This window comes from Streptococcus sanguinis (assembly GCF_001078705.1).
In the GTDB taxonomy this organism is placed as follows: Bacteria; Bacillota; Bacilli; order Lactobacillales; family Streptococcaceae; genus Streptococcus; species Streptococcus sanguinis_D.
Window position 1 is genome coordinate 1076574 of the sequence record NZ_CDMW01000001.1, and the last position, 25649, is coordinate 1102222.

At 41.8% G+C, this 25649-nt stretch carries 25 protein-coding genes; all 25 read right to left on the reverse strand.

Annotation, left to right across the window (positions count from 1 at the left end; genetic code table 11):
- Positions 1-135: 135 nt before the first annotated feature.
- Positions 136-1125 carry a lipoate--protein ligase gene (locus SSV_RS05335; RefSeq protein ID WP_002895497.1) on the reverse strand — a complete coding sequence of 330 codons (990 nt, stop codon included), beginning with the start codon at positions 1123-1125 and terminating at the stop codon, positions 136-138.
- A 66-nt stretch (positions 1126-1191) separates the two neighbouring features.
- Entirely contained in the window at positions 1192-2898 is a 1707-nt protein-coding gene (lpdA, locus tag SSV_RS05340; protein WP_072073978.1) for a dihydrolipoyl dehydrogenase, read from the reverse strand.
- 71 nt (positions 2899-2969) lie between these two features.
- Positions 2970-4013, reverse strand: coding sequence for a dihydrolipoamide acetyltransferase (locus SSV_RS05345; RefSeq protein ID WP_002913560.1), 1044 nt, complete (start codon positions 4011-4013; stop codon positions 2970-2972).
- A gap of 380 nt (positions 4014-4393) precedes the next feature.
- Positions 4394-5386: an alpha-ketoacid dehydrogenase subunit beta gene (locus SSV_RS05350; protein ID WP_009660433.1), complete on the reverse strand. Its 993-nt coding sequence runs from the start codon at positions 5384-5386 to the stop codon at positions 4394-4396.
- A gap of 18 nt (positions 5387-5404) precedes the next feature.
- The gene (locus tag SSV_RS05355; RefSeq protein WP_002906568.1) at positions 5405-6373 is read right to left on the reverse strand and encodes a thiamine pyrophosphate-dependent dehydrogenase E1 component subunit alpha; all 969 of its coding nucleotides are present in this window, start codon (positions 6371-6373) and stop codon (positions 5405-5407) included.
- A 222-nt stretch (positions 6374-6595) separates the two neighbouring features.
- A complete protein-coding gene (locus tag SSV_RS05360) occupies positions 6596-7762 on the reverse strand; it encodes an ATP-grasp domain-containing protein (RefSeq protein ID WP_072073979.1) in 1167 nt (388 codons plus the stop codon).
- Positions 7759-8514, reverse strand: coding sequence for an esterase family protein (locus tag SSV_RS05365; RefSeq protein ID WP_072073980.1), 756 nt, complete (start codon positions 8512-8514; stop codon positions 7759-7761). Before SSV_RS05365 ends, SSV_RS05360 begins: the two co-directional genes overlap by 4 nt.
- A gap of 32 nt (positions 8515-8546) precedes the next feature.
- Positions 8547-9371: an alpha/beta hydrolase gene (locus SSV_RS05370; RefSeq protein ID WP_072073981.1), complete on the reverse strand. Its 825-nt coding sequence runs from the start codon at positions 9369-9371 to the stop codon at positions 8547-8549.
- A 115-nt stretch (positions 9372-9486) separates the two neighbouring features.
- Positions 9487-10821 (reverse strand): methylenetetrahydrofolate--tRNA-(uracil(54)-C(5))-methyltransferase (FADH(2)-oxidizing) TrmFO, encoded by a 1335-nt coding sequence (gene trmFO, locus SSV_RS05375; protein WP_072073982.1) that lies wholly within the window; start codon positions 10819-10821, stop codon positions 9487-9489.
- 92 nt (positions 10822-10913) lie between these two features.
- Positions 10914-11408 carry an LSm family protein gene (locus tag SSV_RS05380; RefSeq protein ID WP_072073983.1) on the reverse strand — a complete coding sequence of 165 codons (495 nt, stop codon included), beginning with the start codon at positions 11406-11408 and terminating at the stop codon, positions 10914-10916.
- A gap of 59 nt (positions 11409-11467) precedes the next feature.
- A complete protein-coding gene (gene topA, locus SSV_RS05385) occupies positions 11468-13561 on the reverse strand; it encodes a type I DNA topoisomerase (RefSeq protein WP_072073984.1) in 2094 nt (697 codons plus the stop codon).
- A gap of 84 nt (positions 13562-13645) precedes the next feature.
- Complete coding sequence (gene dprA / locus SSV_RS05390) at positions 13646-14488, reverse strand: DNA-processing protein DprA (RefSeq protein ID WP_072073985.1); 843 nt, start codon at positions 14486-14488, stop codon at positions 13646-13648.
- A gap of 131 nt (positions 14489-14619) precedes the next feature.
- Positions 14620-15183: a sugar O-acetyltransferase gene (locus tag SSV_RS05395; RefSeq protein WP_072073986.1), complete on the reverse strand. Its 564-nt coding sequence runs from the start codon at positions 15181-15183 to the stop codon at positions 14620-14622.
- 19 nt (positions 15184-15202) lie between these two features.
- The gene (locus SSV_RS05400) at positions 15203-15967 is read right to left on the reverse strand and encodes a ribonuclease HII (protein ID WP_072073987.1); all 765 of its coding nucleotides are present in this window, start codon (positions 15965-15967) and stop codon (positions 15203-15205) included.
- Positions 15954-16805 (reverse strand): ribosome biogenesis GTPase YlqF, encoded by an 852-nt coding sequence (gene ylqF / locus SSV_RS05405; RefSeq protein WP_011836977.1) that lies wholly within the window; start codon positions 16803-16805, stop codon positions 15954-15956. The genes SSV_RS05400 and ylqF overlap by 14 nt, the downstream gene beginning before the upstream one ends.
- 141 nt (positions 16806-16946) lie before the next feature.
- The gene (locus SSV_RS05410) at positions 16947-17285 is read right to left on the reverse strand and encodes an ATP cone domain-containing protein (protein ID WP_002895476.1); all 339 of its coding nucleotides are present in this window, start codon (positions 17283-17285) and stop codon (positions 16947-16949) included.
- Between the two features lie 244 nt (positions 17286-17529).
- Positions 17530-18465, reverse strand: coding sequence for a 4-hydroxy-tetrahydrodipicolinate synthase (gene dapA, locus SSV_RS05415; protein ID WP_072073988.1), 936 nt, complete (start codon positions 18463-18465; stop codon positions 17530-17532).
- 82 nt (positions 18466-18547) lie between these two features.
- Positions 18548-19624 carry an aspartate-semialdehyde dehydrogenase gene (locus SSV_RS05420; protein ID WP_072073989.1) on the reverse strand — a complete coding sequence of 359 codons (1077 nt, stop codon included), beginning with the start codon at positions 19622-19624 and terminating at the stop codon, positions 18548-18550.
- A gap of 298 nt (positions 19625-19922) precedes the next feature.
- The gene (locus SSV_RS12225; protein ID WP_255297040.1) at positions 19923-20048 is read right to left on the reverse strand and encodes a hypothetical protein; all 126 of its coding nucleotides are present in this window, start codon (positions 20046-20048) and stop codon (positions 19923-19925) included.
- A gap of 182 nt (positions 20049-20230) precedes the next feature.
- Positions 20231-21097: a hypothetical protein gene (locus SSV_RS05435; RefSeq protein ID WP_072073990.1), complete on the reverse strand. Its 867-nt coding sequence runs from the start codon at positions 21095-21097 to the stop codon at positions 20231-20233.
- A 24-nt stretch (positions 21098-21121) separates the two neighbouring features.
- Positions 21122-22066: a hypothetical protein gene (locus SSV_RS05440; protein WP_072073991.1), complete on the reverse strand. Its 945-nt coding sequence runs from the start codon at positions 22064-22066 to the stop codon at positions 21122-21124.
- A gap of 17 nt (positions 22067-22083) precedes the next feature.
- Positions 22084-22737 carry a DNA alkylation repair protein gene (locus SSV_RS05445; RefSeq protein ID WP_072073992.1) on the reverse strand — a complete coding sequence of 218 codons (654 nt, stop codon included), beginning with the start codon at positions 22735-22737 and terminating at the stop codon, positions 22084-22086.
- A 3-nt stretch (positions 22738-22740) separates the two neighbouring features.
- Complete coding sequence (locus tag SSV_RS05450; protein ID WP_072073993.1) at positions 22741-23352, reverse strand: DUF5052 family protein; 612 nt, start codon at positions 23350-23352, stop codon at positions 22741-22743.
- Positions 23349-23882: a GNAT family N-acetyltransferase gene (locus tag SSV_RS05455; RefSeq protein ID WP_255297041.1), complete on the reverse strand. Its 534-nt coding sequence runs from the start codon at positions 23880-23882 to the stop codon at positions 23349-23351. The genes SSV_RS05450 and SSV_RS05455 overlap by 4 nt, the downstream gene beginning before the upstream one ends.
- A gap of 76 nt (positions 23883-23958) precedes the next feature.
- On the reverse strand, positions 23959-25632 hold the full coding sequence (locus tag SSV_RS05460; protein ID WP_072073995.1) for a formate--tetrahydrofolate ligase: 1674 nt from the start codon (positions 25630-25632) through the stop codon (positions 23959-23961).
- Between the last annotated feature and the right edge of the window lie 17 nt (positions 25633-25649).

Below are 25649 nucleotides of genomic sequence, written 5' to 3' on the forward strand. Positions count from 1 at the left end.
TTTTATCATATCTGGTAGATAAAGCCTAGAGAAAACTAGCTGGTCAAGGAAACGTAAGAATGTTGTTGATTTGAAATATACTGTTTACATGAAAAACCAAACTCTTCGAGAGCTTGGTTTTCTTTATGTCATATTTTAACCGACGATAGCTTCGGCAATCTCTTCTCTGCTGATTCCAGCAAAGTAGCGGCTAATATCAATCGTTTCAAGGGCCTTGAGCACATCTTCGCGTTCGTATTTAACGCCGCGTAGCACATCTTCTACTGCTGCTACGTCTTCAATGCCAAAGAAGTCTCCATAGATTTTAATATCCTGAATCTTGGATTCAACAACATTGGCAAAGATTTCTACCTTACCGCTGGTAAACTTGGTGCCACGGCGCACGTTGTATTCAGGTGATTTACCGTAGTTCCAGTCCCAAGTTCCAAACTTGCTATCTCTGATTTGCTTGATTTCTTCCAGTTCTTTCTCAGAGAAGACATATTCTGTCATTTCTGGATATTCTTTCTTCATATAGTCCAGAAGCAAGTCACGGAATTCTTCGACAGTAATCTTTTCTGGCAATTCATTGACAATATTTGTCACGCGTGCACGGACAGATTTAACTCCTTTTGATTCGAACTTGTCTTTAGAAACCTTAAGCGCATTGGCTAAGACAGACAAATCAACATCAAAGAGTAGGCAGCCATGGTGCATGATACGGCCATTGATATAGGCCTGCGCATTGCCACAGAACTTCTTGCCATCAATCTCTAGGTCATTACGGCCAGTGAATTCAGCCTTTACACCAAGCTCTGCCAGGGTATTGATAACCGGGGTAGAAAAACTCTTAAAGTCAAAAGCTCTATCTTCGCTTTCCTTGGAGATGATGGTGTAGTTGAGGTTGTTTAAATCGTGATAAACAGCTCCACCACCACTGATGCGACGCACGACCTCAATGCCATGCTCACGAACATAATCACGGTTGATCTCTTCAATAGTGTTTTGGTGGCGGCCCACGATGATAGAGGGTTTGTTAATCCAGAGCAGAAAAATTTCATCCTCGTCTAAGAGGTGTTTGAAAGCATATTCTTCCAGGGCAATATTAAAAGCTGTATCATTTGAGTAGTTAACAATGTATTTCATAAGCTTCCTCTTTATACGATAGAGACTGGAACAATGATTTATGCCCAGTCTAATCTATCTTTTAAATTATTTTTTCTTAGGTGAGTGAACTGCCAATCCCAGTACGTCCGCAAATGCTTCGTACATGACTTCTGAGAAGGTTGGGTGACCGTGGATGGTCTTAAGCATTTCTTCTACGGTGATTTCCATTTCGATGATGGTTGATGCTTCATTGATCAATTCTGCGGCTGCAGGACCGATGATATGAACACCGAGCACTTCACCATACTTCTTGTCAGCAATGACTTTAACGAAGCCTTGAGCTGCATCTGAAGCGATAGCACGGCCATTAGCAGCAAAGTTGAACTTACCAATCGCTACATCGTATTTATCACGAGCTTGCTCTTCTGTCAAACCAACTGCTGCTACTTCTGGCAGGGTGTAAATAGCTGCAGGAGTTAGGTTGAGTTTAGCAACGTGATGATTTCCTTTCAGAGCATTTTCAGCAGCAACTTCACCCATACGGAAGGCTGCATGAGCCAGCATCTTAGTACCATTGATATCACCTGGTGCGTAAATACCTGGAACAGAAGTTTCCATATACTCATTGACCTTGATACGACCACGATCCAGTTCGAATTCAACCTCACCGATGCCTTCTAGGTCTGGCACGCGTCCGATAGAAAGAAGGGCCTTATCTGCTAGAATATCTTCTTTTCCTTCAACCTTGATACGGAGTTTGCCGTTTTCTTCGATGATTTCTTCCAACTTGGTTTCAGTCAGAATTGTCATGCCCTTGCGCTCCAAGATGAGGCGAAGGTTTTTAGAAACTTCCGCATCCATAGCTGGTACGATGCGGTCCATCATTTCGATAACAGTGACTTTTGAGCCAAATGTCATAAAGGCTTGGCCAAGCTCAATACCTACAACACCACCGCCTATAATTACAAGATTTTCAGGCACTTCGTTCATTTCCAGAATATCATCACTAGTCATAACGAGAGATGATTCCATACCAGGAACATTGATCTTGCTGACTTTGGAACCACCAGCCAAGATAATCTTCTTCGTTTCTAGCAGCTCGCTGCCGTTTACAAGAACATTCTTGTCTTTAGTAATGGTACCAATTCCCTTATGAACATCTACGCCATAGCTGCGGAGAAGGCCTGCAACACCGCCGACAAGCGCATTAACAACCTTATTTTTAGTTTCAAGGACCTTGTGCATGTCTACTGTGAAACTTGGATTTTCGATGATGATACCGCGATTAGCAGCGTGACCAAGGTTTTCAATGATTTCAGCATTGTGCAGGTAAGTCTTAGTAGGGATACAACCACGGTTCAAGCAGGTTCCGCCTAGCTCAGACTTCTCAACCAAGGCAATCTTGCCACCTAGCTGGGCTGCTTTGATAGCCGCTACATAACCAGCAGGTCCGCCACCGATAACAACGATATCGTAAGCATCATCGCTCTTATCATCATCTGTGTTTGCTGCCGCTGGTGCAGGAGCTGGTGCTTCCGCAGGAACAGAGCCGCCAGCAGTTGGGATATTTTCTCCTTCTTCTCCCAAGTAACCGATGACTTCTGTTACTGGGACGGTTTCACCGTCTCCTTTGAGAATGGCAATCAGATAGCCGTCTTCTTCAGCTTCCAATTCCATGCTGACCTTGTCAGTCATGATTTCCAGAAGGATTTCTCCTTCTTTGACAAATTCGCCGACTTTCTTATTCCATTGGACAATTTGCCCTTCGGTCATATCCACGCCGGCTTTTGGCATAATTACTTCTAAAGACATTTTTCTTTCCTTTTCTAACTAGTTTTTCATTTGCTAAGGACTCTTTGCTTTTTAGAATAGCAAAGAAAATCTTATACCAACATTGAAATTGGGTCTTCAATCAAAGCCTTCAAGTCCTTCATAAACTTAGCTCCAGCCATTCCGTCAACTACACGGTGGTCAATGGTCAAGCCAAGACTCATAATTGGACGGATAACAATTTCGCCATTGACAACGACAGGTTTCTCTACCGTTGAGCTCACACCCAAGATAGCAGAGTTAGGCTGGTTGATGATGGGCCCAAAGGACTGAACGCCAAACATTCCTAAGTTACTGATTGTGAAGGTTGAGTTTTGCAGCTCGCTTGGAGCTAACTTGCCTTCCAAGGTACGTCCGATTACATCTTTAAAGGCTACCACAAGCTCTGATAGGCTCATTTTTTCTGCATTGTAGACAACTGGTGTCATCAGGCCATTATCCATACCGACTGCCATTGAAAGGTTGACATAGTTGTGTGTGATAATGGTCTTGCCATCCTCTGTCAAGGTCGAGTTGAGGTACGGATGCTTCATCAGTGTCTTCACAACAGCTAGCGAAAGCAGATCTGTGACAGTTACTTTCTTGCCAGTTGCTTCCATGATTGGATCTAGCACTTTTTTACGCAAGGCCAGCATTTCTGTCATATCAACATCATAGTTAAGGGTGAATGTTGGCGCCGTCAGGTAAGATTCTACCATCCGCTGAGCTATAACCTTCCGCATTGGCGTCATTGGAATACGCTCAATTTCACCGTAAGGAGTGACATTATCAGGCACTTCTTCCACTTTTTCGATTTGAGCAGGAGATTTGATTGTGTCGCTCTCAACATTCTCAGGCAAGAAGGCAAGAACATCCTTCTTCATAATCTTGCCACGATGGCCAGTTCCTTGAATCTCTTGCCAAGCAATATTGTGTTCTTGGGCAATTCGTTTTGCCAGTGGTGAAATGCGCACCACATTTGTATCTTTATAAGTTTCCACGTCTTCTTTGTGGACACGACCGTTTGCACCTGAACCAGAAACATCATAGAGGTTGATTCCCAAATCATCCGCTAACTTTCTAGCTGCAGGAGTCGCTCTTAGCTTATCATCAGCCATGACCTCTCCAATTCTATTATAAGATATTAAGGACGCAGAGGACAATGAAAAAATAGGAGATTGACTTTGTGTTCGATGAACACAAGGAAATCTATCTTTTTTTCACAGACCTCCGTCCGAATTCAATTACATGAAACTAAGGACTTGAAAAATAGGAAATCGACGCTGGCTTCGATGAAGCCAAGAAGATTTATCTTTTTTCCGAACTTTTAGCCCTTGTTCAGCTCTACAAGTAACTTGGATACGAAACGTATCTCAAGTTACTAACGTTTGTCTGTAATTAGTAAAATTTTAGCTACTTTGACCCTCTACACAAGATTAGATTACATAAAATAATTTATGTAATCTAATTCATAAGAAAGCCTTTTCTTTATTATACCTTATTCTTTATGATATGTCTTCCGAATAGCGTCTTTAATGCTTTCAACGGTCGGAATCATCGCGTTTTCCAAGTTTTGCGCATAAGGCATTGGCACATCTTCACCTGCACAACGGCGGATTGGAGCATCTAGATAGTCAAATGCTTCAGACTCAGAAATAATCGCTGAAATCTCTCCGATATAGCCACTTGTTTTGTGGGCATCATTAACCAGAACAACCTTGCCAGTCTTCTTAACGGAATTAATGATAATATCCTTATCAAGCGGCACCAATGTACGTGGGTCGACCACTTCTACAGAGATGCCTTCTTCTGCCAATTCTTCCGCTGCCTGCATGACACGGCGAAGCATTTTTCCGTAGGTAACAACTGTTACATCGGTACCTTCTTTTTTGATTTCACCAACACCAAGTGGGATTACATACTCAGGATCCAGTGGCACTTCGCCTTTTTGGTTAAATTCAGACTTGTATTCCAGGATAATGACCGGGTTGTTGTCTCGGATAGAAGCCTTGAGAAGCCCCTTCATATCAGCCGGAGTTCCTGGAGCGACTACCTTAAGACCTGGAATGTGGGTAAACCAAGATTCCAAAGACTGAGAGTGCTGAGCCGCTGACCCAACTCCATTACCTGCCGCACAACGGACAGTCATTGGGACTTGTCCTTTTCCGCCAAACATATAGCGCGTTTTAGCGGCTTGGTTGACAATAGCATCCATAGCGATTACAGAGAAGTCCATAAAGGTCATGTCTACGATTGGACGCAGCCCCGTCATAGCTGCTCCAGCTGCTGCGCCAGAGATAGCTGCTTCCGAAATTGGACAGTCACGTACACGCTCTGGTCCGAACTCTTCCAGCATACCAACAGATGTTCCGAAATCTCCACCAAAGACTCCGACATCTTCTCCCATCAAGAGTACATTTTCATCGCGACGCATTTCCTCAGACATAGCGAGGATAATGGTGTCACGAAAAGACATAGTTTTAGTTTCCATTTTCTTTTTCTCCTCTCTTTAGTCTGCGTAAATATCTTCAAAGGCAGATTCAAGCGGCGGGAACGGGCTTTCTTCTGCGAACTTCACAGATGCTTCTACTGCTTCTTTGACTCCGGCTTGGATAGCTTCCAGCTCTTCCTCGCTTGCAATCTTGTTTTCCAGCAAGTATTTACGAAGATTTTCGATTGGATCTTTTTTCTTCCATTCTTCTACTTCTTCACGAGTACGGTATTTACCTGGGTCAGAAGACGAGTGTCCCAACCAACGATAGGTCACACTCTCAATTAAGACAGGTCCTTTACCACTGCGAACATGCTCCACAGCCTTTTGGAATCCTTCATAGACATCCAGAACATTATTGCCATCTTCGATGAACATACCTGGGATACCATAAGCTGCGCTGCGCTCGTGGATGTGCTCTACATTGGTCATTTTCTTGATGTCAGCAGAAATACCATAGCCGTTATTGATACAATAGAAAATAACGGGTAGATTCCAGATGGAAGCCATATTGACCGCTTCGTGGAAGACGCCTTCGTTAGTAGCACCGTCACCAAAGAAGCAGACAACAATCTTGCCTGTCTTCTGCATTTGCTGGGTCAGAGCTGCTCCAACAGCAATTCCCATTCCGCCACCTACGATACCATTAGCACCAAGGTTTCCAGCATCTAGGTCCGCAATGTGCATAGAACCGCCTTTTCCTTTACAGGTCCCGGTGTATTTCCCTAGGATTTCAGCCATCATTTCGTTGAGGTTGATTCCTTTGGCGATAGCTTGACCGTGTCCCCGGTGGTTAGAAGTCAGTAAATCATCCTCATTTAAGGCCAGCATAGCACCGACATTGGCTGCTTCCTCACCTACTGAGAAGTGAGTCATTCCAGGAACCTTTCCTTTTTTTACAAGTTGAGCAATTTTTAAGTCCATACGACGGATTTCTTCCATCTTACGGAACATCTCTAACAAAAGATCTTTATCTAAAGTTGCCATTTTTTTGCCTTTCTAAGCATAATTCTTCTATTTAATTCTATCTAAAGCTGTAAGCACTGTCAAAACTTTTGCTCATTTATATTTCACAAAGAAAAACCAGTCAATCCATTGGATAAACTGGTTTTAGGCACCAAAACAGAAATTTCACGAACTTTTTGTGCTAGAGTAGTTTTTACTATTTTGAAACTGTTATACGAAAATAATAGCAGAGCATGCTTCTGATTAATCTGCCTGTTTAGCAAAATCTGCAATCATCTGCTCCATCTGCTCGCGGCTTGGTGTTGTCAGCATATAAAGGTAGTCACCTTGCAGCTCCGCAAATGCAGCTGGCATGTCTTTTTTAACCTTGAAGTTATCTCGGTATTTCTCCAGCAAGTCAGCTTCAGGGTAAGCATAGTTCGTTGATGCACGGCGTGAGGTTGCCAGACAGAACAAGGGCTCCATGTGGGCAGCTGGGAAAGGCTCTCCTGCTACAATCGCTGCATAGCCTCTGTAAAGATCGATTGAGTGAGCGAAATTATAGACATCAATGGTAAAGCCACCGGCTGGACGGTTATTGTACTCAATGGCTACATAATCATCACCTTCACGGAAGAACTCAATATGGAAAAAACGTTCTTTCATGCCGAAGATTTTGACAATCGCTTCTCCATAAGCACGCAGTTTTGGATCCATATCCTTGAGAACGTAGTAGGAATTGTCCATCTTATACATCATCAAATCCAGCGGTGTATGCGCATAGTCAAAGGTGGTTGCAAAGACGATCTGACCGTCCTTATCTACCAAACCATCAAAAGTACAGATTTCGCCAGACTGGACAAACTTTTCAAAGAAATAAGCTGTCTGATGATCCCATTCTTGCTTGAATCGTTCGATATCTTCTGCTGTTTCAAGCTTAAAGGTCGCAGCTGCTCCCACTCCATTATCAGGCTTGGCAATCAAAGGAAGACCAAGTTTCTTGACAGCCAAATCTGCCCCAGCTTCTGTATTGACAATCTGACCGGGTACGACTGGAACACCTGCTTTTTTAAAGAGCTTCTTCATCTCAGATTTGAACTTGGTCTTTTTCAAGTCTTTTGGTTTTGCTCCAAAAACATTGAATTGCTCACGCAACTCAGCGTCCAGTTCCAGCCAGTATTCGTTATGAGACTCAATCCGATCAATATGCCCATGCTTATAGAAGAGAAAGGCCACCGCTCTTTTGACTTCGTCAAGATTTTCAAGATTTTCTACTCTGAAATATTCGGTCAATGAATCCTTCAAAGGCTGATCTAGCTGGTCATAAGGCTCCTGACCGATTCCCAGAACAGTGATTCCTTTGTTAGCCAGCTCCACGGTAAACTGCTGAAAATTTTGAGGATAGTAGGGAGAAATAACGATATAATTCATAGGAAACCTCCTTTAAAGTTGAGTTCATTAAGGAAATAAGGCATTTGCTTACGCCACCAAATCCAGTCATGGGAAACATCATGCCCCCATTCAGCAAACCAAGCTGGAATATTCTTATGCTCAAAAGCCTCTTTCAGCGTGTAGAAGGAAGGCAGGCCATCCTGCTCCCAGTCGCCCAAGCCAGTACAAATGATAATATCCGCCTGTCGATAGCGGTCAATAAACCAGCCATCATTTTGGTTCCAGATATAGTCAGCTGGCGAGTTTTGATAAATGACTTCGTCATTCAAATTGTCACCGACAAAGAAACGTGCATCATAGACACCACTGAGGGCAATCACTTTATTGAAAACATCTGGATGCTGGAGGAAGAAATTTACCGCATGATAAGCCCCCATAGAGCATCCTGTCGTCATCATAGGGTCAAACCAGCCCGTCTTATGTTTGACGAAAGGAATTGCCTCTTCAATGACATAACGCTCATAGGCACAATGCATTTCTGCTCGGTCGTGAGGATGCTTCCAGTCAGCCAGCCAACTCTCGCTATCAACGCTGCTGAGAGTGAAAAACTGGACTTTACCAGCTTCGATAAAACCTGCACAGGCCTCAATCATACCAAAGTCAGCATACTCATTGTGGCTGCCGCCTGATGATGCAAAGACTATAATCGGGAGCCCAGCGTGGCCATAGCGATTGACATACATTTCACGGCCTAGATTGCCACTCCAATGACTTAAAAATTCTACATGCATAGTTTATACCTCTTTCTCACTGTTTGACTAAATTACCATTTTTCGCCGATAAAACGGAAACAGTCCGGCAAGTGCTCCGCCCAAGCGATCTCGTTGTGAATAGCTCCAGACTGGATTTTAATCTGGATATTGGACAAATCTACCCCAGACACAAGTAGCTGTCGGAAATAGCTGAGCGATGAATCAATATAGGCCTGCTTGATATTGCCCGCCATCAATGTCTTATCTGTATCATCAGCCTCTTCCGTCCCAACATAAATGAAAACTCGCTGGTCTACCTGAAGTTTCTTTCTCTCAATATAACGGTCAAAAGCTTCCTGATGCAACCAATTAGCTGATGAAAAAATGCCCAGACAGCCAATTTGATCTTGGTATTCAACACCAATAAACTGGCTGATATTCCCCCCAAGAGAAGAGCCAATCATAGCCGTATGCAGCCGATCTGACTTGGTCCGATAATGCTGATCAATAAAAGGCTTGACAACTTCCATGACAAACTCCGCATACTCTGTCCCCTTGCCGCCAAACTGAATGCCGGGAATATTGGACTCTTGGAACTTCCAAGCTGCGTATTCATTCATCCGGCGTTGGCCATCGTTATCAATAGCCACGACAATCATTTTTTCAATATCTGGATTGCGTTTGATTGTCGGAATGACTTTCCACGAATGGCCGCTGAAAGACTCCTTGCTATAGAGAACGTTTTGTCCGTCATGAAAATAAACGACGGGATACGTCTTATTTGTGTCCTGGCTATAGTTCTTTGGAAGCAAGACGCGGACACGGCGTTTTTGCTTGGTATAAGGAACGACTAATTCATGCGTTTTCATTTCAAGATAAAAATAGGATTTATTCATTTTCAGAAAACTTTCTATTTTCAAAATTTTTATTTATTATATCACAAATTAAGCAAAAAAGTTAGGAATTTCCTAACTTTTTGATGATTTTTATTAGATAATGATAGAAAATGGATTATTTATCCAAATAAGGCTGTAAATCCTGCAAGGCGCGCTCAGCAATTTTCTCATAGCGCTCTTTCTTGTCACGAATCCGAGGGCCGTCCAGCTCTTTGATAATGCCAAAATTGACATTCATAGGTTGGAAATGCTTGCTGTCAGCATGGGTAACATAATGAGGCAGGCTGCCGATTGCTGTTGTTTCTGGAAAGACAAGCGCTTCTTCTCCCTTGAAGAGTCGAGTGGCATTGATACCAGCAACCAAACCAGAAGCTGCTGACTCGACATAGCCTTCAACTCCAGTCATTTGACCAGCAAAGAAAAGATTTGGCTGTTTCTTAGAGCGGAAAGTCTGTTCAAGCAGATTTGGAGAGTCCATGTAAGAGTTTCGATGCATAACTCCATAGCGGACAAATTCTGCATTCTCAAGGCCAGGAATCATCTGAAAGACCCGCTTTTGCTCTCCCCACTTGAGATGAGTTTGGAAGCCGACGATGTTGTAAAGACTACCTGCTGCATTGTCCTGACGAAGCTGCACCACAGCGTATGGCGTCTTATATTCACCATCTCGAGGGCCTTGATAGTCATCTGGATATTCTAAACCAACTGGCTTCATCGGTCCATAAAGCATTGTTTTAATGCCCCGCTTAGCCATAACTTCAATAGGCATACAGCCTTCAAAGTATTTTTCTTTCTCAAAGGAATTGAGCGGTGCTTCCTCAGCATTGACCAAAGCATCATGGAAATTCATAAATTCTTGCTTAGTCATAGGTGCATTGAGATAAGCTGCTTCCCCCTTATCATAGCGGGATTTGAGATAGATTTTAGTCATATCAATGGTATTGACATCAACAATCGGCGCAGCTGCGTCGTAGAAATAAAAACCATCGCCTCCATTGAGCTCGTGTATTTTTTCTGCTAAAACATCGCTGGTCAATGGTCCTGTCGCAATGACTGTGATGTCATCCTCTGGAATTTCGGTGATTTCTTCACGAATGACCTCAATCAATGGATGATTGGTCACTAGCTCCGTCACCATCTGCGAAAACCCTTCTCTATCAACCGCTAGAGCACCACCCGCTGGCACCCGAGTCGCTTCTGCTGACTTTAAGATGACCGAGTCCAACCGTCGCATTTCTTCCTTGAGCAGACCGACTGCATTGGTCAGCGCATCTCCTCGCAAAGAGTTGGAGCAGACCAGTTCTGCAAAGTCCGCAGTTTTGTGTTGAGGCGTCGACTTGACACCCCGCATTTCATAAAGTTTAACTGAAATGCCACGCTTAGCAATCTGGTAAGCTGCTTCACTGCCAGCTAGACCAGCACCGATAACATTGATATAGGATGATGACATGATACTCTCCCTTGGATATTTCTAGATTTTCACTCTGACCATTATAACAAAAAGATAGTAAAAAAGACAGACAGGAGGATTCCGTCCGTCTATCATTTTGTCATTTTTTCCAAATAAGTAATCTTAGCAAAATCCTTATGATTGTTATTTTCATTTCGATAAGAATCTTGGGAAGAAGCACGGTAGATAGCTAAAAATTGCTCTGCTGTCGGCAGTAGAAACTCAACACCTTCAACTTCTTTTCGAGATAGCTCCGCTATTGACACACCTGAAAATGCCTCCAAGGTTTCCATGCCTCCAAATTCAATTGATAAGCCTTCTTTTTGAAATTCATGCTCGTGCAGATCGACTAAGCGATAGCCCAAGCGCTCCATCATAGGCTCAATCTTATCCATATCATAAATACGTTCTTCATCTGGTGCTTCCCAGCCACGCTCATCACCATGAACATGAATATCAATATCCCGCGCCTGCCAGTCCTGACCAGTAACCTGCTCCAGCCCCAAGGAACCCATCAGCAGTGGAACAATTTCCATCTTGTTTAGTTGAGACGCGATTTTTAGAAATTCTGCAAATTTATCTGTCATAAAACTGCACCTCTTCTTCAAAAAAATGTTTTACGTAATATAAATTATGTAAAAAACAACTATTTCACTTTTTCTTCTTCGTAATCGCCATTGCTGCAGACCACTTGCTTGCCGCCACCACGAACTTTCTTTTCAATCAGATAATGGTCACATTTTGGACAGTTCCGACCGACTGGCTTGTCCCAAGATGTGAAATCACAGTCTGGATAACGATCACAGCCATAGAAAATGCGATTTCGCTTAGTCTTACGCTCGATAACTTGACCTTTCTGGCACTGTGGACAGGTCACGCCGATTTCCTTGACGATAGCCTGAGTGTGACGACAGTCTGGGAAATTGCTGCAGGCGTAGAACTTGCCAAATCTACCCAACTTGATGACCATGGGACTGCCACAGACCTCACAGTCAAAACCAGCTGGTTCGTCCTTGATTTGGATTTTCTCCATTTCGGTCTCGGCTTTAGCGACTTCCTTTTCAAAAGGTCGATAAAACTCATCAATGACTTTCTGCCACTGCTCTTTTCCAACTTCTACATCATCCAGTTTTGCTTCCATTTCGGCTGTAAATTTCACATTTACAATGCCTGGGAAGAATTCGACAATCAGAGCATTGACAATCTCACCTAGTTCCGTCGGCTCAAAGCGCTTGGAAACCAGTTTAACGTAGTAGCGTTTCTGAATGGTCTCAATGGTCGGTGCATAGGTAGACGGTCGGCCAACACCATTTTCTTCTAAAGTCTTGATAAGAGTCGCTTCAGAATAACGTGCAGGTGGCTGGGTAAAGTGCTGTTCTGGGTTGGTATTAACACGTTTGACGGTATCACCCTTTTCCATGTCTGGCAGCATTTTATTCTTGTCAGAGTCGTTGTAAATAGCCAGATAGCCATCAAACTTGACCTGACTGCCGTTGGCAGCAAATTGGACCCCATTTTGCCCCAACTTAACATTCATAGTATCAAAGACTGCTGCTGTCATTTGGCTGGCTACAAAACGGTTCCAAATCAGCGTATAGAGCTTAAGTTGATCCTTGTCCAGATACTTTGCGATGCTTTCTGGTGTATTGAAAACGCTGGAAGGACGAATAGCCTCGTGGGCATCTTGAGCGCTAGAAGCGTTCTTAGCCTTGCTGCCATGTTTAGAATATTTAGCGCCAAATTTATCCGTGATAAAGCTTGCTGCTTCATTTTGCGCCACAGGGCTGATGCGAGTCGAGTCGGTACGCATATACGTAATCAGACCTTGTACGCCAGAACCGATATTAATCCCCTCATAGAGCTGCTGAGCCACCATCATGGTCTTACGAGTCCGGAAATTAATCTTATTAGCAGCATCCTGCTGCATAGAGGAAGTCGTGTAGGGCAGCGGAGCATTGCGTCGACGCTCTTTCTTTTCGACACTGTCGACTGTAAAGTCATCACCCTTGAGGTGAGACAGAACTTCTTTGACCTCGTCATTGTTGGTCAGCTTCATCTTTTTACCGTTCATACCGTAAAAGCTGGCCTGAAACTGACGGGTTCCTTTCTTGAAGGTTCCGTCAATCGTCCAGTATTCTTCTGGTTTGAAGGCATTGATTTCATTCTCCCGGTCGATAATCAGCTTGAGAGCGACAGACTGCACCCGACCAGCTGACAAACCTTTTTTGACTTTCTTCCAGAGAATAGGAGAAATGGAATAACCAACCAAGCGGTCCAGAACTCGGCGAGCCTGCTGTGCATCGACCAGATCCATATCAATCTGGCGAGGCTCTTTAAAAGCATTCTTGACCGCATCTTTGGTGATTTCATTGAAGACGACACGGTTTTTCTCTTTCTCATCCAAATTAAGAATGTGAGCCAGATGCCAAGAAATAGCTTCTCCTTCGCGGTCCGGGTCGCTTGCCAGAAAGACTTGCTTAGCTTTCTTGGCTTCTTTTTTCAAGTCATTAATTAATGGACCTTTACCACGAATATTAATATATTGCGGCTCATAGTTGTTCTCAAAATCAATGGACATCGTAGACTTTTTCAGATCACGAATATGCCCGACACTGGCCAGAACCTTGTAGTTTCGTCCCAGATATTTTTCTATTGTCTTTGCCTTAGCAGGCGACTCTACGATGACAAGATTTTTCTTGGTCGTAGACTTTTTCTTTGTTTTTGTTACCAATTTAGACACCTTCTATAAGAAATAAATCTCATAGAGTTTAAACTATTTTTTGATAGATGTCAACTGCCAACTTTTCTTATAGGAAAACTTGTTTTAAAAATCAAACTCAGAAAGAACGTCAGAGCCTGATGTAATGCACTTTGCACCCTCTTGGATCAAATGATGGCAACCGTCAGATTTTCCATCTAAAATGGACCCCGGAATAGCAAAGACATCACGCCCTTCTTCCATGGCTCGCTCACAGGTAATCAGACTGCCGGATCGCATCTTGGCTTCTACCACGATGACGCCTCGACAGAGACCGGCGATGATACGATTCCGCGCTGGAAAATGAAATTTCAAGGGCTGTTCACCCGGACCATACTCTGTCAGCAATAAATGATTTTTGCCAATGTAAGCTTGTAATTTTTTGTTGGCCTTAGGATAAAAGACATCTAATCCCGTCCCGATGACAGCAATGGTCTGACCTCCGTTTTGCAGGGTAGCCATATGAGCCGCTGTATCAATCCCTCGAGCCAGCCCGCTGACGATAACTAATTCATTATTTAGCTCTTTGATAATCTTTTGTACAGAGGCGTTTCCTTGCTTACTGCTGTCTCGACTGCCAACGACTGCAGCCTTGGGCAATTCTAGTAGATTTAGATTTCCCTGATAAAATAATAAAGTCGGGGCATCATAAATCTCGCATAAATCCCAAGGGTAAATATCATCTAAGATAGAAAAGGACGGGAAAAGTTCAAATTCTTCCTTCAAAGCTGGTAAATCAAGCCGTTTATACTTCTCTATAAAGAGAGCGGGATTGCGGCACTCAGATACGACAGCCTTATCTCGCAGAGAAAGCTTGCCATCTCTACTCTCAGCGTATCTCAAAACATTTAAAACCTGATGATTGGTCAAGCCAGCTTTTTTCATTTTATAAATCTCAAAATTATTCATTTTTTCACCTCACTTTCTTATTCGTAAAAAAGTTCAAAAAAAGAACTGCAGTACAGTTCCTTCTTTACGATTTTATTGAATTTGATGTTGTCAATAGCTGGTTTTCTTGGATATTGCCTTTAACACATCTTTTATTCTTTATGAATAGAAATTTTCTTAATAATTTTAGCAGGATTGCCAGCCAAGACTACATTGTCGCCAAAAGACTTGGTCACAACCGCTCCTGCTCCGACTACCACATTATCTCCTAGTGTCACGCCTGGCAGAATCGTCACACCGCCGCCAGCCCAGAAATTATCACCAATAGTGATTGGTGCTCCGTACTCAATACCGGAATTTCTTTCCACTGGATCAAGTGGATGAAGAGGTGTCAGAAACTGGCAATTTGGACCAAGCATAGCATTGTCTCCGATGCGAATCGGGCAAACGTCCAGCATAGTTAGGTTCCAGTTAGAACAAAAATTTTCTCCTAAATGAATGTTAATTCCGTAGTCGCAAACCAAATCTGGCTTCATAGCAAGATTCTCCCCTGTGCTGCCAAACCATTCTTTGATAATAGCACTTCTCTTGTCGCTGTCTTGCTCTTGGTTAAAACGATATTGAAATTCTTTGGATCGGGCTCTAATTTTTCTTAAATCTTCATCTTGTGGTCGGTAAATCTCTCCAGCAATCATTTTTTCGTATTCGCTTTGCATGGCATCCTCCTTTTCATGTTTATTCACACATTGATTTTACGGGTTCAAATGTCTTGCGATGGATAGGGGTTACGCCCTTTCTTTCCAATCCCTGCAAATGGCTCTTAGTGCCATAACCGGCATTTTGCGCAAAATCATAGCCCAGATATTCCTTGTCGTAGTCTGCCATCAGCTTATCCCGAGTAACCTTAGCTATAATACTAGCTGCTGCGATAGACAGAGAATTGGCATCGCCTTTGATGATGGACTCTTGCGGGATATCAACATCCAGTTTCATGGCATCAATCAGCAGATAATCGGGCTTGAGAGAAAGCTTAGACAAAGCCTCTTTCATAGCAAGCTTGGTCGCTTCGTAGATATTGACTTGATCAATGATCTCACTGTCCATCAGGCCAACACCGACTGCCAAAGCTTTATCAAGAACTGCCTGATAGATTTCTTGATGTTTTTTCTTGGGAATTTTTTTACTATCGTTGAGCCCCTTAATTTTACATTCTGGTGGTAAGATGACAGCTGCAGCGACAACTGGTCCAGCTAGAGGCCCACGACCGACTTCATCAATCCCAGCAATTGCCTGGTAGTCAGCTTTATAAAGCTCTTTTTCATACCGTAACATCTGCTCCAGACGTAAATCCTCGTCTAACTCCGCCTGAATGGCTCTTTTACGTTTTTCAATCGCCTTTTGAACTCCGCTCCGCTGGTCATTAGCCGCTTCTGCCAGAAAAGGATCAGCCAAATCAGTCACTAACTCTAAACGTTGCTGGATTTCTTTAATCGTTGCCATCTAGTTCTCCAACCGTGTCCAAGCAATAACGACCTAACTTGCCATCGCGGACATCTTTGACAAAAAGGCTGTAAAAACGGTCATAGTCATCGCGGAAACCGAGTTTTTGAGTCATATCCATAATCATATCAGGTGCTTCCTGACTTAGATCCAGCTGCTTGAAGCGTGCTATCAGCTCCTCAGGATAATGTTTCTTAAAGTAATTGAGACCAAAAATCGTCACCTCATCCATAGGCAACAGATTATCCTTAATAGCACCAGTCAGAGCAAGCTTGAGAGCAACCGTCTCATCTTCAAACTTTGGCCAGAGAATCCCTGGTGTATCCAAGATTTCCAAGTCTTTATTTGATTTGAGCCATTGCTGACCCTTGGTCACACCTGGCTTATTCCCTACAACAGCGATTTTCTTACCAGCTAAGCGATTCATGAGGGTTGATTTGCCAGCATTGGGAATACCGATTATCATGGTACGCAGGGTTTCGATGCGAATTCCTCTCTCTTTCTGACGCGCCAATTTGTCAGCCATAAGCTTTTTAGCTGCATCTGTCACTTTTTTTACAGCAGATTGCTCTTTGGAATTAATAGATAAAGTCGGAATCTCCTGGCTTTCAAAATAGCTCTGCCATTCCTTGATACGAACAGGGTCTGCCAAATCAGCCTTGTTTAAAATCAAAAGCTTGGGCTTATCCCCCACAATCTTAGTCAGCATAGGATTCTGACTAGATAAAGGAAGTCTCGCATCAACCAATATCGTCACAAAATCAACAAACTTAATATTTTCCTGTACCTGTCTCCGTGCCTTAGACATATGACCCGGAAACCATTGAATCGTTGCCATAATTTATCCTTTCAACGAATATCATTGATAAAATTTTATATCTTTAACTATTTTAACATATTTCTAAAATTTAAGCGGATGAATGCTAAAGTGATACTCTCTACCTCAATAGCAAAAAAAGCCCTAGCAGGCTTTTTAACTTTATCTCACTTGTTCAAAATGCAGATGCACAGCGATATGATCTCCATAGCCGTTGCGCTCTAAATCGCGCTGCAAGCGATAGGAGATATAATGCTCAGCAATGGTAATATAACCTGCACCCAAGAGGCGGCTTTCAACCATGGACTGAATCATGCTAATCGTCGCACGCTCAACCTTAGCTTCTTCCAAATCCAGAACCACTTTCTTTGTAACCTGCGCTAAATTCTGACGCAAATCATCTGTCAACACATAGACAGTCTGTGCTGCCTTTAAAACTGCTTGATAAATTTTATCTGGGTCAAATTCTACAACCTCACCACTCCGTTTAATAACTTGCATAAAAAACTCCTTTTATATTATATATTTCTAATCTAATGTAAGTCTCTAACATGACTGCTGTCAGTCCAGTTGTCTATAGACTGCTCAAAAAGAAATCTCAAAGTCAGACCATACCTTAACATTATATAATTTTTTCCAATATTTTTCAAAGGATGCTTCCTTTTTTCTTTAGCATTAAAAGAGCATATAAAAAAGGACTGCTCCGGGCAATCCTTTCTAGAAATATTTCTTTCAATTTTATCAATCAATAATCTGGTCTCAGGACACCTTTAACCGTCTCTCTGGTTGCTTGGTAGTCGCCATCAACCACGACCTTGATAATGCGTTTGGCATCTTCTTCAGGTGCAGGCACAAGAGGTAAGCGGGTTGGACCAGCTGCAAATCCTAAGTAATTAAGGACTGCCTTGACAGGGGCAGGGCTTGGGTAAGAGAAAAGGGCATTGACTTTAGGGATGAATTTTCGTTGAATAGCTGCTGCTTTTTTGATGTCATTGTGCTCAATAGCATCCAGCATTTCAAACATTTCATCACCGTTTGTGTGAGAAGCAACTGAGATAACTCCATCAGCCCCCAGATTCATAGCATGAAAGGCATCGCCATCCTCACCAGTGTAAATCAGAAACTCCTCTGGACGATGCTCAATCAGATAGGCCATATTTGCCAGACTGGTACATTCTTTAACGCCGATAATATTTGGATGTTCAGCCAACCTCAGCATAGTCTCAGGCGTCATCTCAACAACAACCCGGCCAGGTATATTGTAGATAATGATCGGCAGGTTTGAAGCATCCGCAATGGCTTTAAAATGCTGATACATGCCTTCTTGAGAAGGTTTATTGTAATAGGGTACAATGGCTAAACCAGCAGCAAACCCACCAAATTCATCTACTTCTTTGACGAATTCGATGGAGTCGCGCGTTTCATTGGTACCAACACCAGCTATCAAAGGGACACGTCCTTTAACAACCTTTTGAACTGCCGCAAATAACTCCAACTCTTCATCGTGAGTCAGAGTTGGACTTTCAGCAGTTGTTCCAGCCAGCAAAATCCCATCCGTATGATGCGCCAAAAGGTGCTCAATCAAATCTGGAATAGCTTCAAAATTGATGGAGCCATCTTCATGAAAAGGAGTAATAAAAGCTGTGATGATTTTACAGTTTTTCAGATCCGCATACGCCATAAACTTACCTCTCTTTATTATACGAAAAGAGGGTTGAAAGAACGATTATTCAACCCTGTGCTGTCAAGTTTCCTTGGTCACTTTATTTTAATTCAAAAACAACTTCTGCTGTCGGACGAACTAAACCACGCTCATGCAGTGTCTCTGCGATTTGAACAGAATTCCAAGCTGCTCCCTTAAGAAGATTGTCTGAAACCACCCACATATGGATTCCTTTTTCTGCATCAAGATCCTTACGAATCCGGCCAACAAAGGTTTCTTTCTTGCCAACCGCATTGATTGCTTGCGGATAAACCTGATGAGCTACATCATCCTCCAAAATAGCACCTGGGAAAGCTGCGATTGCTGCTTTTACCTGGTCAATAGGTGCTACTTCCTTAGTCTCGATGTAAACAGACTCTGAGTGAGCAGACAAGATTGGAAGACGGACACAAGTCGCAGAAACAGCAATAGAATCATCTTCCATGATTTTCTTAGTTTCCTTAGTCATCTTCATCTCTTCATAAGTGTAGTCGTTATCTGTAAAGACATCAATCTGAGGTAAGGCATTAAAGGCAATAGGATAATGCTTCTTATCACCGCCACACGGCAGGATATTGGCTTCCGCGTCCTTAGGATTTACACCATCATTGAGAACAGAACGTAATTGAGCTTGGGTTTCAAGAATGGCTCCCATACCTGCACCAGAAACAGCTTGATAAGTAGACACAATGATACGCTCCAGCCCCCATTGCTGACGAACAGGCTCCAAAGCCACCATCATCTGAATTGTCGAGCAGTTAGGGCAAGCGATAATTCCCTTGTGCTGATCTAAGGCATGGGCGTTGACTTCTGGAACAACCAGAGGAACATCAGGATTTTGACGGAAATAAGAGGTGTTATCGACCACTACTGCTCCAGCTTTGACTGCGTAAGGAGCGAATTTTGCTGAGGTAGAACCACCAGCTGAAAAGAGAGCAATATCTACACCTTCAAAAGCTGTCTCAGTCGTCTCTTCAATAGTAATATCTTGCCCTTTGAACTGGAGAACTTTACCAGCTGAACGAGCAGACGCCAGATAGCGTATTTTATCAATTGGAAGGCTAGATTCTTCCAGCATTTTAATCATTTGAGATCCAACGGCACCAGTGGCACCTACTACAGCAACTGTATATCCCATGCGATAACCTCTCTGAATTTTCAAAAAATTTTGTATTGTTAGTATTATACTATTTTTAGGGAAAAATGCAAATAGTTCTGAAGAACATAAGTGCGATATTTTGATAAAATACACACCATTACTCTACGACTCAACTTCTTCCTGTGGACTCGTTTCGTCAAGAGCAATAGCACTCACGACACCAACCGTCTCAGCATCAATGTCTCTAAGCTCGGCTGAGACAAACAATCTTGCCTATCTAAGAGAAGTTTCAAGGTTTACAGATTTTGTTCTCACGAACAAAACTGCATCCATTGCTCTACGACTCAACTTCCTTCTGCGAAATTGTTTCATCAAGAGCAATAGCACTCACGACGCCAACCGTCTCAGCATCAATGTCTCTAAGCTCGGCTGAGACAAACAATCTCGCCTCTCTAAGAGACATAGAAAAATCCCCAATCCGTAGACTGGGGATAAGGGCACTTTCGTGTGATCAGCAGGTTCACACAACTGATCAAAGTCCGCTCCTGCGTTATGACCTCCCATGCTTCAATTTGCAGAAAATCTGCATATCGACTCATCGCACAAAAAACATTCTAACACGTTCTTTTGCTTGATGTCAAGTCATTAATCCGATTCCTCTATTGCTTTAGCAAACTCAATAGCCTTTTCCGTATCAAAAATATAGAGCCCATTGCTTTCCCTAAGTAGGTCTTTCCAAAACCTTGACGGCAAATGATTATATATTTTGTCTTTAGAAATTTGATTTAGAACACTAAATTCTGAAAGCGGGGATCTTTTCTTCACTTTTAAATAAAAGAGGTTTTGTTTGTCTAAGCTGTAAAACAAGAAAAGTGACTTATTAATATAAGATTTTTCGATTAAAGAGTGAGATGAATTTTTCACTGTTCCTATATCGACTGGCTCATACAAGGACAATTCTGCATAATTAACCAGTTTTTCTGTTTCAATATCAAGGTATAAATCTCGACTATATTCATTTAGAATATGTTTAACATTGAAAACAACAATGGTATGCCCTGTCTTTTTATCAGTATTTAATGATAATGGTCTAGAGTGATTAATTTCCGTTCTATAATAAGGGTTCTTTTGACTAGCGATTTGAATCAGATCAAATGTTTTATATATTCTATAGGGATTATCAATAGAAAATATTCTTAAAATATCTTTATTCTTTTGAATATCTTCTTTTGTTTTCAGAGGATAATCAACTTTACCATAATTGTATTCTCGATCAGCTACATATTCCTGATTCAAATAGCTTGCATCTGTCATCACCATATCTTTAGAGACTCGTCTTACATAACTATGTCCTGTTGAAAATATCTCGTTTTCATTAACATCAATATTAACAGAAAAATATATGGAACTTCCGCAGTATGTACCTGTGGTGACAACAAAAAACCATTTGTACAATACAAGCATATTCTTGTTGAAAAATTTATTGACTAGAATTTTTCGGATTTTCTTCACAAATGCAGTCTCCTTATCGATGATTTATTCGTTTTTTTGATTCTTATAAATTTTGTATTCTTCGTAACTATTGATTTTACTTCTTTCACCGTCATGTTTCACAAACTCAGCATCTTGAAAAAAAGAGGCTTTTCCAGATTCTATCAGCTCATTATAAAATTTTATAGTCTTTTCTTCTGAATAAGACACTTCAGGGTAAGGATAGAAAATAAGATAATTACTAGAAATTTTGTTTTTGAAAACTGATAAATCAGGATATTCAGAAAACAACTTTATATTCTCATTTTTATCAATCTCTAACTTTGTTGCAGAAACAATATCATCCAAATTTTCTTGTGTTGTTTCTTCCTTACTGGTGATAAAGTTCATTATAATATTGTTGCTTATATCTTCCGCATAATTTACTGAAGGATTAAAAACAAAATGTTCATCAGAGTCCATTTTCTCGAATATTTTATTTGAAGATAAATCAAAAAATATAAAATCAGATTGAGTATCTGCTTGACTATGAACGAATAGTTTTAAATAGTATTTCTTTTTACCAGATTTTTTACTGGTATAGATTAAATTATCAATAATTCTTAATTCCATATTAGAATTAAAGTCCTTGACCTTCTTTCTTAAATCAACTTTTGAGTGATTGTCTTTCTGTTTATCTATATCAATTTTATTAATATAAAAATAATATTTTGAATTGCTATTATCTATTAAAGAGGTATTAAAATTTACTGGCATTTTATAATCAAAAGTAACAAGATATTTATCAGAGACTAAGACTAAACCATCTCCATCAACTGCAACTCCAAAAGTTCCTAGCTTCTGATAAGAATAAACTCTTGATTCGTAACTCTCGTTAGAATCATAGTTTTTATTTTGTTTTGGATAACTAAACATAACTATTAAAGATATAATGACAGAGAAAATAAAGACATAAAATATTTTAAAGTAATTCCTGTAATTTTTATTCATTTAAAACTCCTATTTTATTATAAATACTTACTTCCCTCTCGAATACTAAGTGCAGCCATTTCTGTCTGATGCCGTTCGATAAAAGCTCTGACCCAGTCTGGATTGGTCTTGGAATAATCTCTCAGCGCCCAGCCAATGGCCTTGTTAATAAAGAATTCAGTTTGGCCTAGATTATTCACTAAAATCTTCTCCAGCAGTTCTGTGTCAGTTTCTTCTTTTCGCAGCAGCTGATGATCGATGGCCAAGCGCCGCAGCCAGATATCCTCATCACAACTCCAAGCTAAAATAATCTCTTTGGTTTCTGGAAATCGAGCAATGATTGATCCGACCAAGCGATCCAAAAAGTCAATGGTATCCCACCAAGATTTTGTTTGGGCCAGCTTTTTCAAACGTGGAAAGTCAGATGGTGTCAATAGTTTCTTGCGACTTTCCAGATAATCTAGCGCAGTGTACTGCAGTTCCCGATAAGGATTGTCCCAAGCTTCATTTATAAAATACCAGTCAATAACGGAGTCAGTCTGCTGTTTGAAAAAAGCCTTTGTGAGCTTCCGTCTGGCTAGAGTCTTGACTCCTAGAAACTCAAATTTATTTTTCATATAGGCTTTCATAGCCACCGCATCATCTGGGTTAGCTAAAGCTTTTAACTCTTTTACCAATTCCTCTACATTCATATCTTACTCCAGCAATTCACGGTCATAAATAGTGTAGTCACAGCGGTAAATCACTAGACGCTTACCATCAATCAGCAATTCAGAAGTTTTAGGAGCATCGGATTTATCTAGAGAGACCCGGTCGCCAGCATAGGCTGCCAGAGGAGTCCCGTTTTGAGAGCGAATCAGAATAACCTTTTTCTTTCCAGTAAAGTCGTTTTTAAAAGCTGAAATCATACGATTTAAAACAGGAATAGAGTGGCTATTTTCCTCAACATCTGCAGTCTTTTGATACTGAGCAAAGACATCTTTCAAGCCTTTTTCTTCTGCAATCAAGGAAGAGCCCACATGGTCAATCTCATACTTACCCAAGGTGATTTTGAGCACAGAAGAATCTTCTCTAGAATTTCCTTCCTCATCAACTGAGTCAAATTCCTCGTTACGCGAGATGGATAGAGACTTGCCCGACATCTGGTCGATGAGCTGGGAATTTTCATCATAGGTGCGAACCGTCATCTCCAACCCCAACCATTCCTCTTTGGCATTTTTGAACCAATTTTCAACGGACTGACAGCCGGTCAAGGTCAAAAGGGTAATGCTTAGAAGAGTTATTAATAAATGTTTCTTTTTCATCATTTCCACTCCATTTCTTTTAAAAGTTTAATTGGTCCAGCTTGCTTGTCTAAGGATTTTTGCAACCAAACAATGTCATGCCAACGCTCGAATTTATAGCCAATTTTGGGGAAATGTGCCACCTGCTGGTAACCTCTTTTTAGATGCAAAGCCAGGCTAGCTTCATTTGGCAGAGAAATACAGGCTAGAAAATGCATATATCCCATCTGATCTAACAGGTCTTCAAGTTCATCATAAAGCTTACTGCCGACTCCTTTTCCTCTAGCACCTTGACTGACATAGACGGACAATTCCACCGCCCAATCATAGGCAGCACGCGCATAATAAGTCGAAGCATAGGCATAACCTAAAATTAAACTATCTTCTTCCGCTACCAAATAAGGATATTTTTCTAATGTTTTCTCAATCCTAGTTGCAAAATCCTCGATGGTCGGGACTTCATACTCAAAAGTAATGGCTGTATTTTCCACATAAGGCGCGTAAATAGCAAGCAAGGTCGCAGCGTCTGATGGTGTTGCAAATCTAATGTTCATGTTGTTTCCATATTTTATTCTCATTATTTTCACTATTATACCAAAAAAGGCTCGTAAAGAGCCTTTTAAACCAAGATCAAAATAGTCCAATCGCTGTGCCGTCTGCTGCAACATCCATATTAAGTGCCGCAGGACGTTTTGGCAATCCTGGCATGGTCATGACATCTCCTGTCAAAGCCACGATAAAGCCTGCTCCAAGTTTTGGTACCAGTTCACGAATGGTAATTTCAAAGTTTTCTGGCGCCCCCAGAGCAGCAGGATTGTCAGAGAAGCTATACTGTGTTTTGGCCATACAGATTGGTAGCTTGTCCCAGCCGTTTTTGACAATTTCGCGAATCTGAGTCTGCGCTTTTTTCTCAAAGTTCACCTTCGAACCACGATAGATTTCTGTGACAATTTTTTCTATTTTTTCTTCAATAGAGAGATCATTGTCATAGAGGCGAGTGTAATGAGCAGGTTCTTTATTAATGGTTTTGACTACAGTCTCAGCTAGAGACACACCGCCTTCAGCGCCATCAGCCCAGACACTAGCAAGCTCAACCGCTACTCCGATTTCTGCACAAAGTTCCTTAAGCGTAGCAATTTCAGCCTCTGTATCTGAAACAAATTCATTGATGGCTACTACCGCTGGAATACCGAACTTACGGATATTTTCAACGTGACGTTTAAGGTTAGCAAAACCAGCTCGGACTGCCTCAACATTTTCTTCTGTCAGTGCATCCTTAGCTACGCCGCCATTCATCTTAAGAGCACGAAGGGTTGCAACAATGACTACTGCATCTGGAGAGGTTGGCAAGTTTGGCGTCTTAATGTCCAAGAATTTTTCAGCACCAAGGTCCGCACCAAACCCTGCCTCAGTCACTGTATAATCAGCCAAGCGCAGCGCAGTGCTAGTCGCCAAAACAGAGTTACAGCCATGAGCGATATTGGCAAACGGTCCGCCATGAACAAAAGCTGGTGTCCCGTAAATAGTCTGAACTAGATTTGGCTTAATCGCATCTTTCAATACCAAAGCCAAGGCACCTTCGACTTCAAGATCACGGACATAGACTGGTGTACGGTCATAGCGATAACCGATGACAATGTTAGCCAAGCGCTTTTTCAAATCTTCAATATCAGTGGCTAGGCAAAGAATCGCCATAATTTCAGAAGCAACCGTAATATCAAAACCATCTTCGCGTGGAATACCGTTAACTGGACTTCCTAAGCCAACAGTCACATGGCGCAGAGCTCGGTCATTCAGGTCAACAACCCGCTTCCAGATAATGCGGCGCTGATCGATTCCCAGGGCATTTCCTTGATGTAAATGATTATCAATAAGAGCTGACAGGGCATTATTAGCAGTCGTGATGGCATGCATGTCACCAGTGAAATGCAAGTTGATATCTTCCATAGGTAGAACCTGCGCGTGGCCGCCGCCAGCTGCTCCTCCTTTAATCCCCATCACTGGACCCAGAGATGGTTCGCGGATAGCAATCATAGTTTTCTTGCCAATTTTGTTGAGCGCATCAGCTAGTCCAATAGTAATAGTAGACTTACCTTCTCCAGCTGGTGTCGGATTAATCGCTGTTACCAAAATCAGCTTGCCAACAGGATTTTTTTCAACTTCACGAATCTTATCAAAGCTGAGCTTGGCCTTATACTTACCATATAGTTCTAAGTCATCATCATAGTCGATGCCGACTTTTTTCACCACATCAACAATAGGCTGCAATTCAACACTTTGAGCAATTTCAATATCTGTTTTCATCAAGAACTCCTCTATCA

Excerpts from the sequence above, each read along its gene's own strand:
- SSV_RS05335 (WP_002895497.1), bottom strand. The coding sequence starts at position 1,125 with ATGAAATACATTGTTAACTACTCAAATGATACAGCTTTTAATATTGCC.
- lpdA (WP_072073978.1), bottom strand. The coding sequence starts at position 2,898 with ATGTCTTTAGAAGTAATTATGCCAAAAGCCGGCGTGGATATGACCGAA.
- SSV_RS05345 (WP_002913560.1), bottom strand. The coding sequence starts at position 4,013 with ATGGCTGATGATAAGCTAAGAGCGACTCCTGCAGCTAGAAAGTTAGCG.
- SSV_RS05350 (WP_009660433.1), bottom strand. The coding sequence starts at position 5,386 with ATGGAAACTAAAACTATGTCTTTTCGTGACACCATTATCCTCGCTATG.
- SSV_RS05355 (WP_002906568.1), bottom strand. The coding sequence starts at position 6,373 with ATGGCAACTTTAGATAAAGATCTTTTGTTAGAGATGTTCCGTAAGATG.
- SSV_RS05360 (WP_072073979.1), bottom strand. The coding sequence starts at position 7,762 with ATGAATTATATCGTTATTTCTCCCTACTATCCTCAAAATTTTCAGCAG.
- SSV_RS05365 (WP_072073980.1), bottom strand. The coding sequence starts at position 8,514 with ATGCATGTAGAATTTTTAAGTCATTGGAGTGGCAATCTAGGCCGTGAA.
- SSV_RS05370 (WP_072073981.1), bottom strand. The coding sequence starts at position 9,371 with ATGAATAAATCCTATTTTTATCTTGAAATGAAAACGCATGAATTAGTC.
- trmFO (WP_072073982.1), bottom strand. The coding sequence starts at position 10,821 with ATGTCATCATCCTATATCAATGTTATCGGTGCTGGTCTAGCTGGCAGT.
- SSV_RS05380 (WP_072073983.1), bottom strand. The coding sequence starts at position 11,408 with ATGACAGATAAATTTGCAGAATTTCTAAAAATCGCGTCTCAACTAAAC.
- dprA (WP_072073985.1), bottom strand. The coding sequence starts at position 14,488 with ATGAATAATTTTGAGATTTATAAAATGAAAAAAGCTGGCTTGACCAAT.
- SSV_RS05395 (WP_072073986.1), bottom strand. The coding sequence starts at position 15,183 with ATGCAAAGCGAATACGAAAAAATGATTGCTGGAGAGATTTACCGACCA.
- SSV_RS05400 (WP_072073987.1), bottom strand. The coding sequence starts at position 15,967 with ATGGCAACGATTAAAGAAATCCAGCAACGTTTAGAGTTAGTGACTGAT.
- ylqF (WP_011836977.1), bottom strand. The coding sequence starts at position 16,805 with ATGGCAACGATTCAATGGTTTCCGGGTCATATGTCTAAGGCACGGAGA.
- SSV_RS05410 (WP_002895476.1), bottom strand. The coding sequence starts at position 17,285 with ATGCAAGTTATTAAACGGAGTGGTGAGGTTGTAGAATTTGACCCAGAT.
- dapA (WP_072073988.1), bottom strand. The coding sequence starts at position 18,465 with ATGGCGTATGCGGATCTGAAAAACTGTAAAATCATCACAGCTTTTATT.
- SSV_RS05420 (WP_072073989.1), bottom strand. The coding sequence starts at position 19,624 with ATGGGATATACAGTTGCTGTAGTAGGTGCCACTGGTGCCGTTGGATCT.
- SSV_RS12225 (WP_255297040.1), bottom strand. The coding sequence starts at position 20,048 with ATGTCTCTTAGAGAGGCGAGATTGTTTGTCTCAGCCGAGCTTAGAGAC.
- SSV_RS05440 (WP_072073991.1), bottom strand. The coding sequence starts at position 22,066 with ATGAATAAAAATTACAGGAATTACTTTAAAATATTTTATGTCTTTATT.
- SSV_RS05445 (WP_072073992.1), bottom strand. The coding sequence starts at position 22,737 with ATGAATGTAGAGGAATTGGTAAAAGAGTTAAAAGCTTTAGCTAACCCA.
- SSV_RS05450 (WP_072073993.1), bottom strand. The coding sequence starts at position 23,352 with ATGATGAAAAAGAAACATTTATTAATAACTCTTCTAAGCATTACCCTT.
- SSV_RS05455 (WP_255297041.1), bottom strand. The coding sequence starts at position 23,882 with ATGAACATTAGATTTGCAACACCATCAGACGCTGCGACCTTGCTTGCT.
- SSV_RS05460 (WP_072073995.1), bottom strand. The coding sequence starts at position 25,632 with ATGAAAACAGATATTGAAATTGCTCAAAGTGTTGAATTGCAGCCTATT.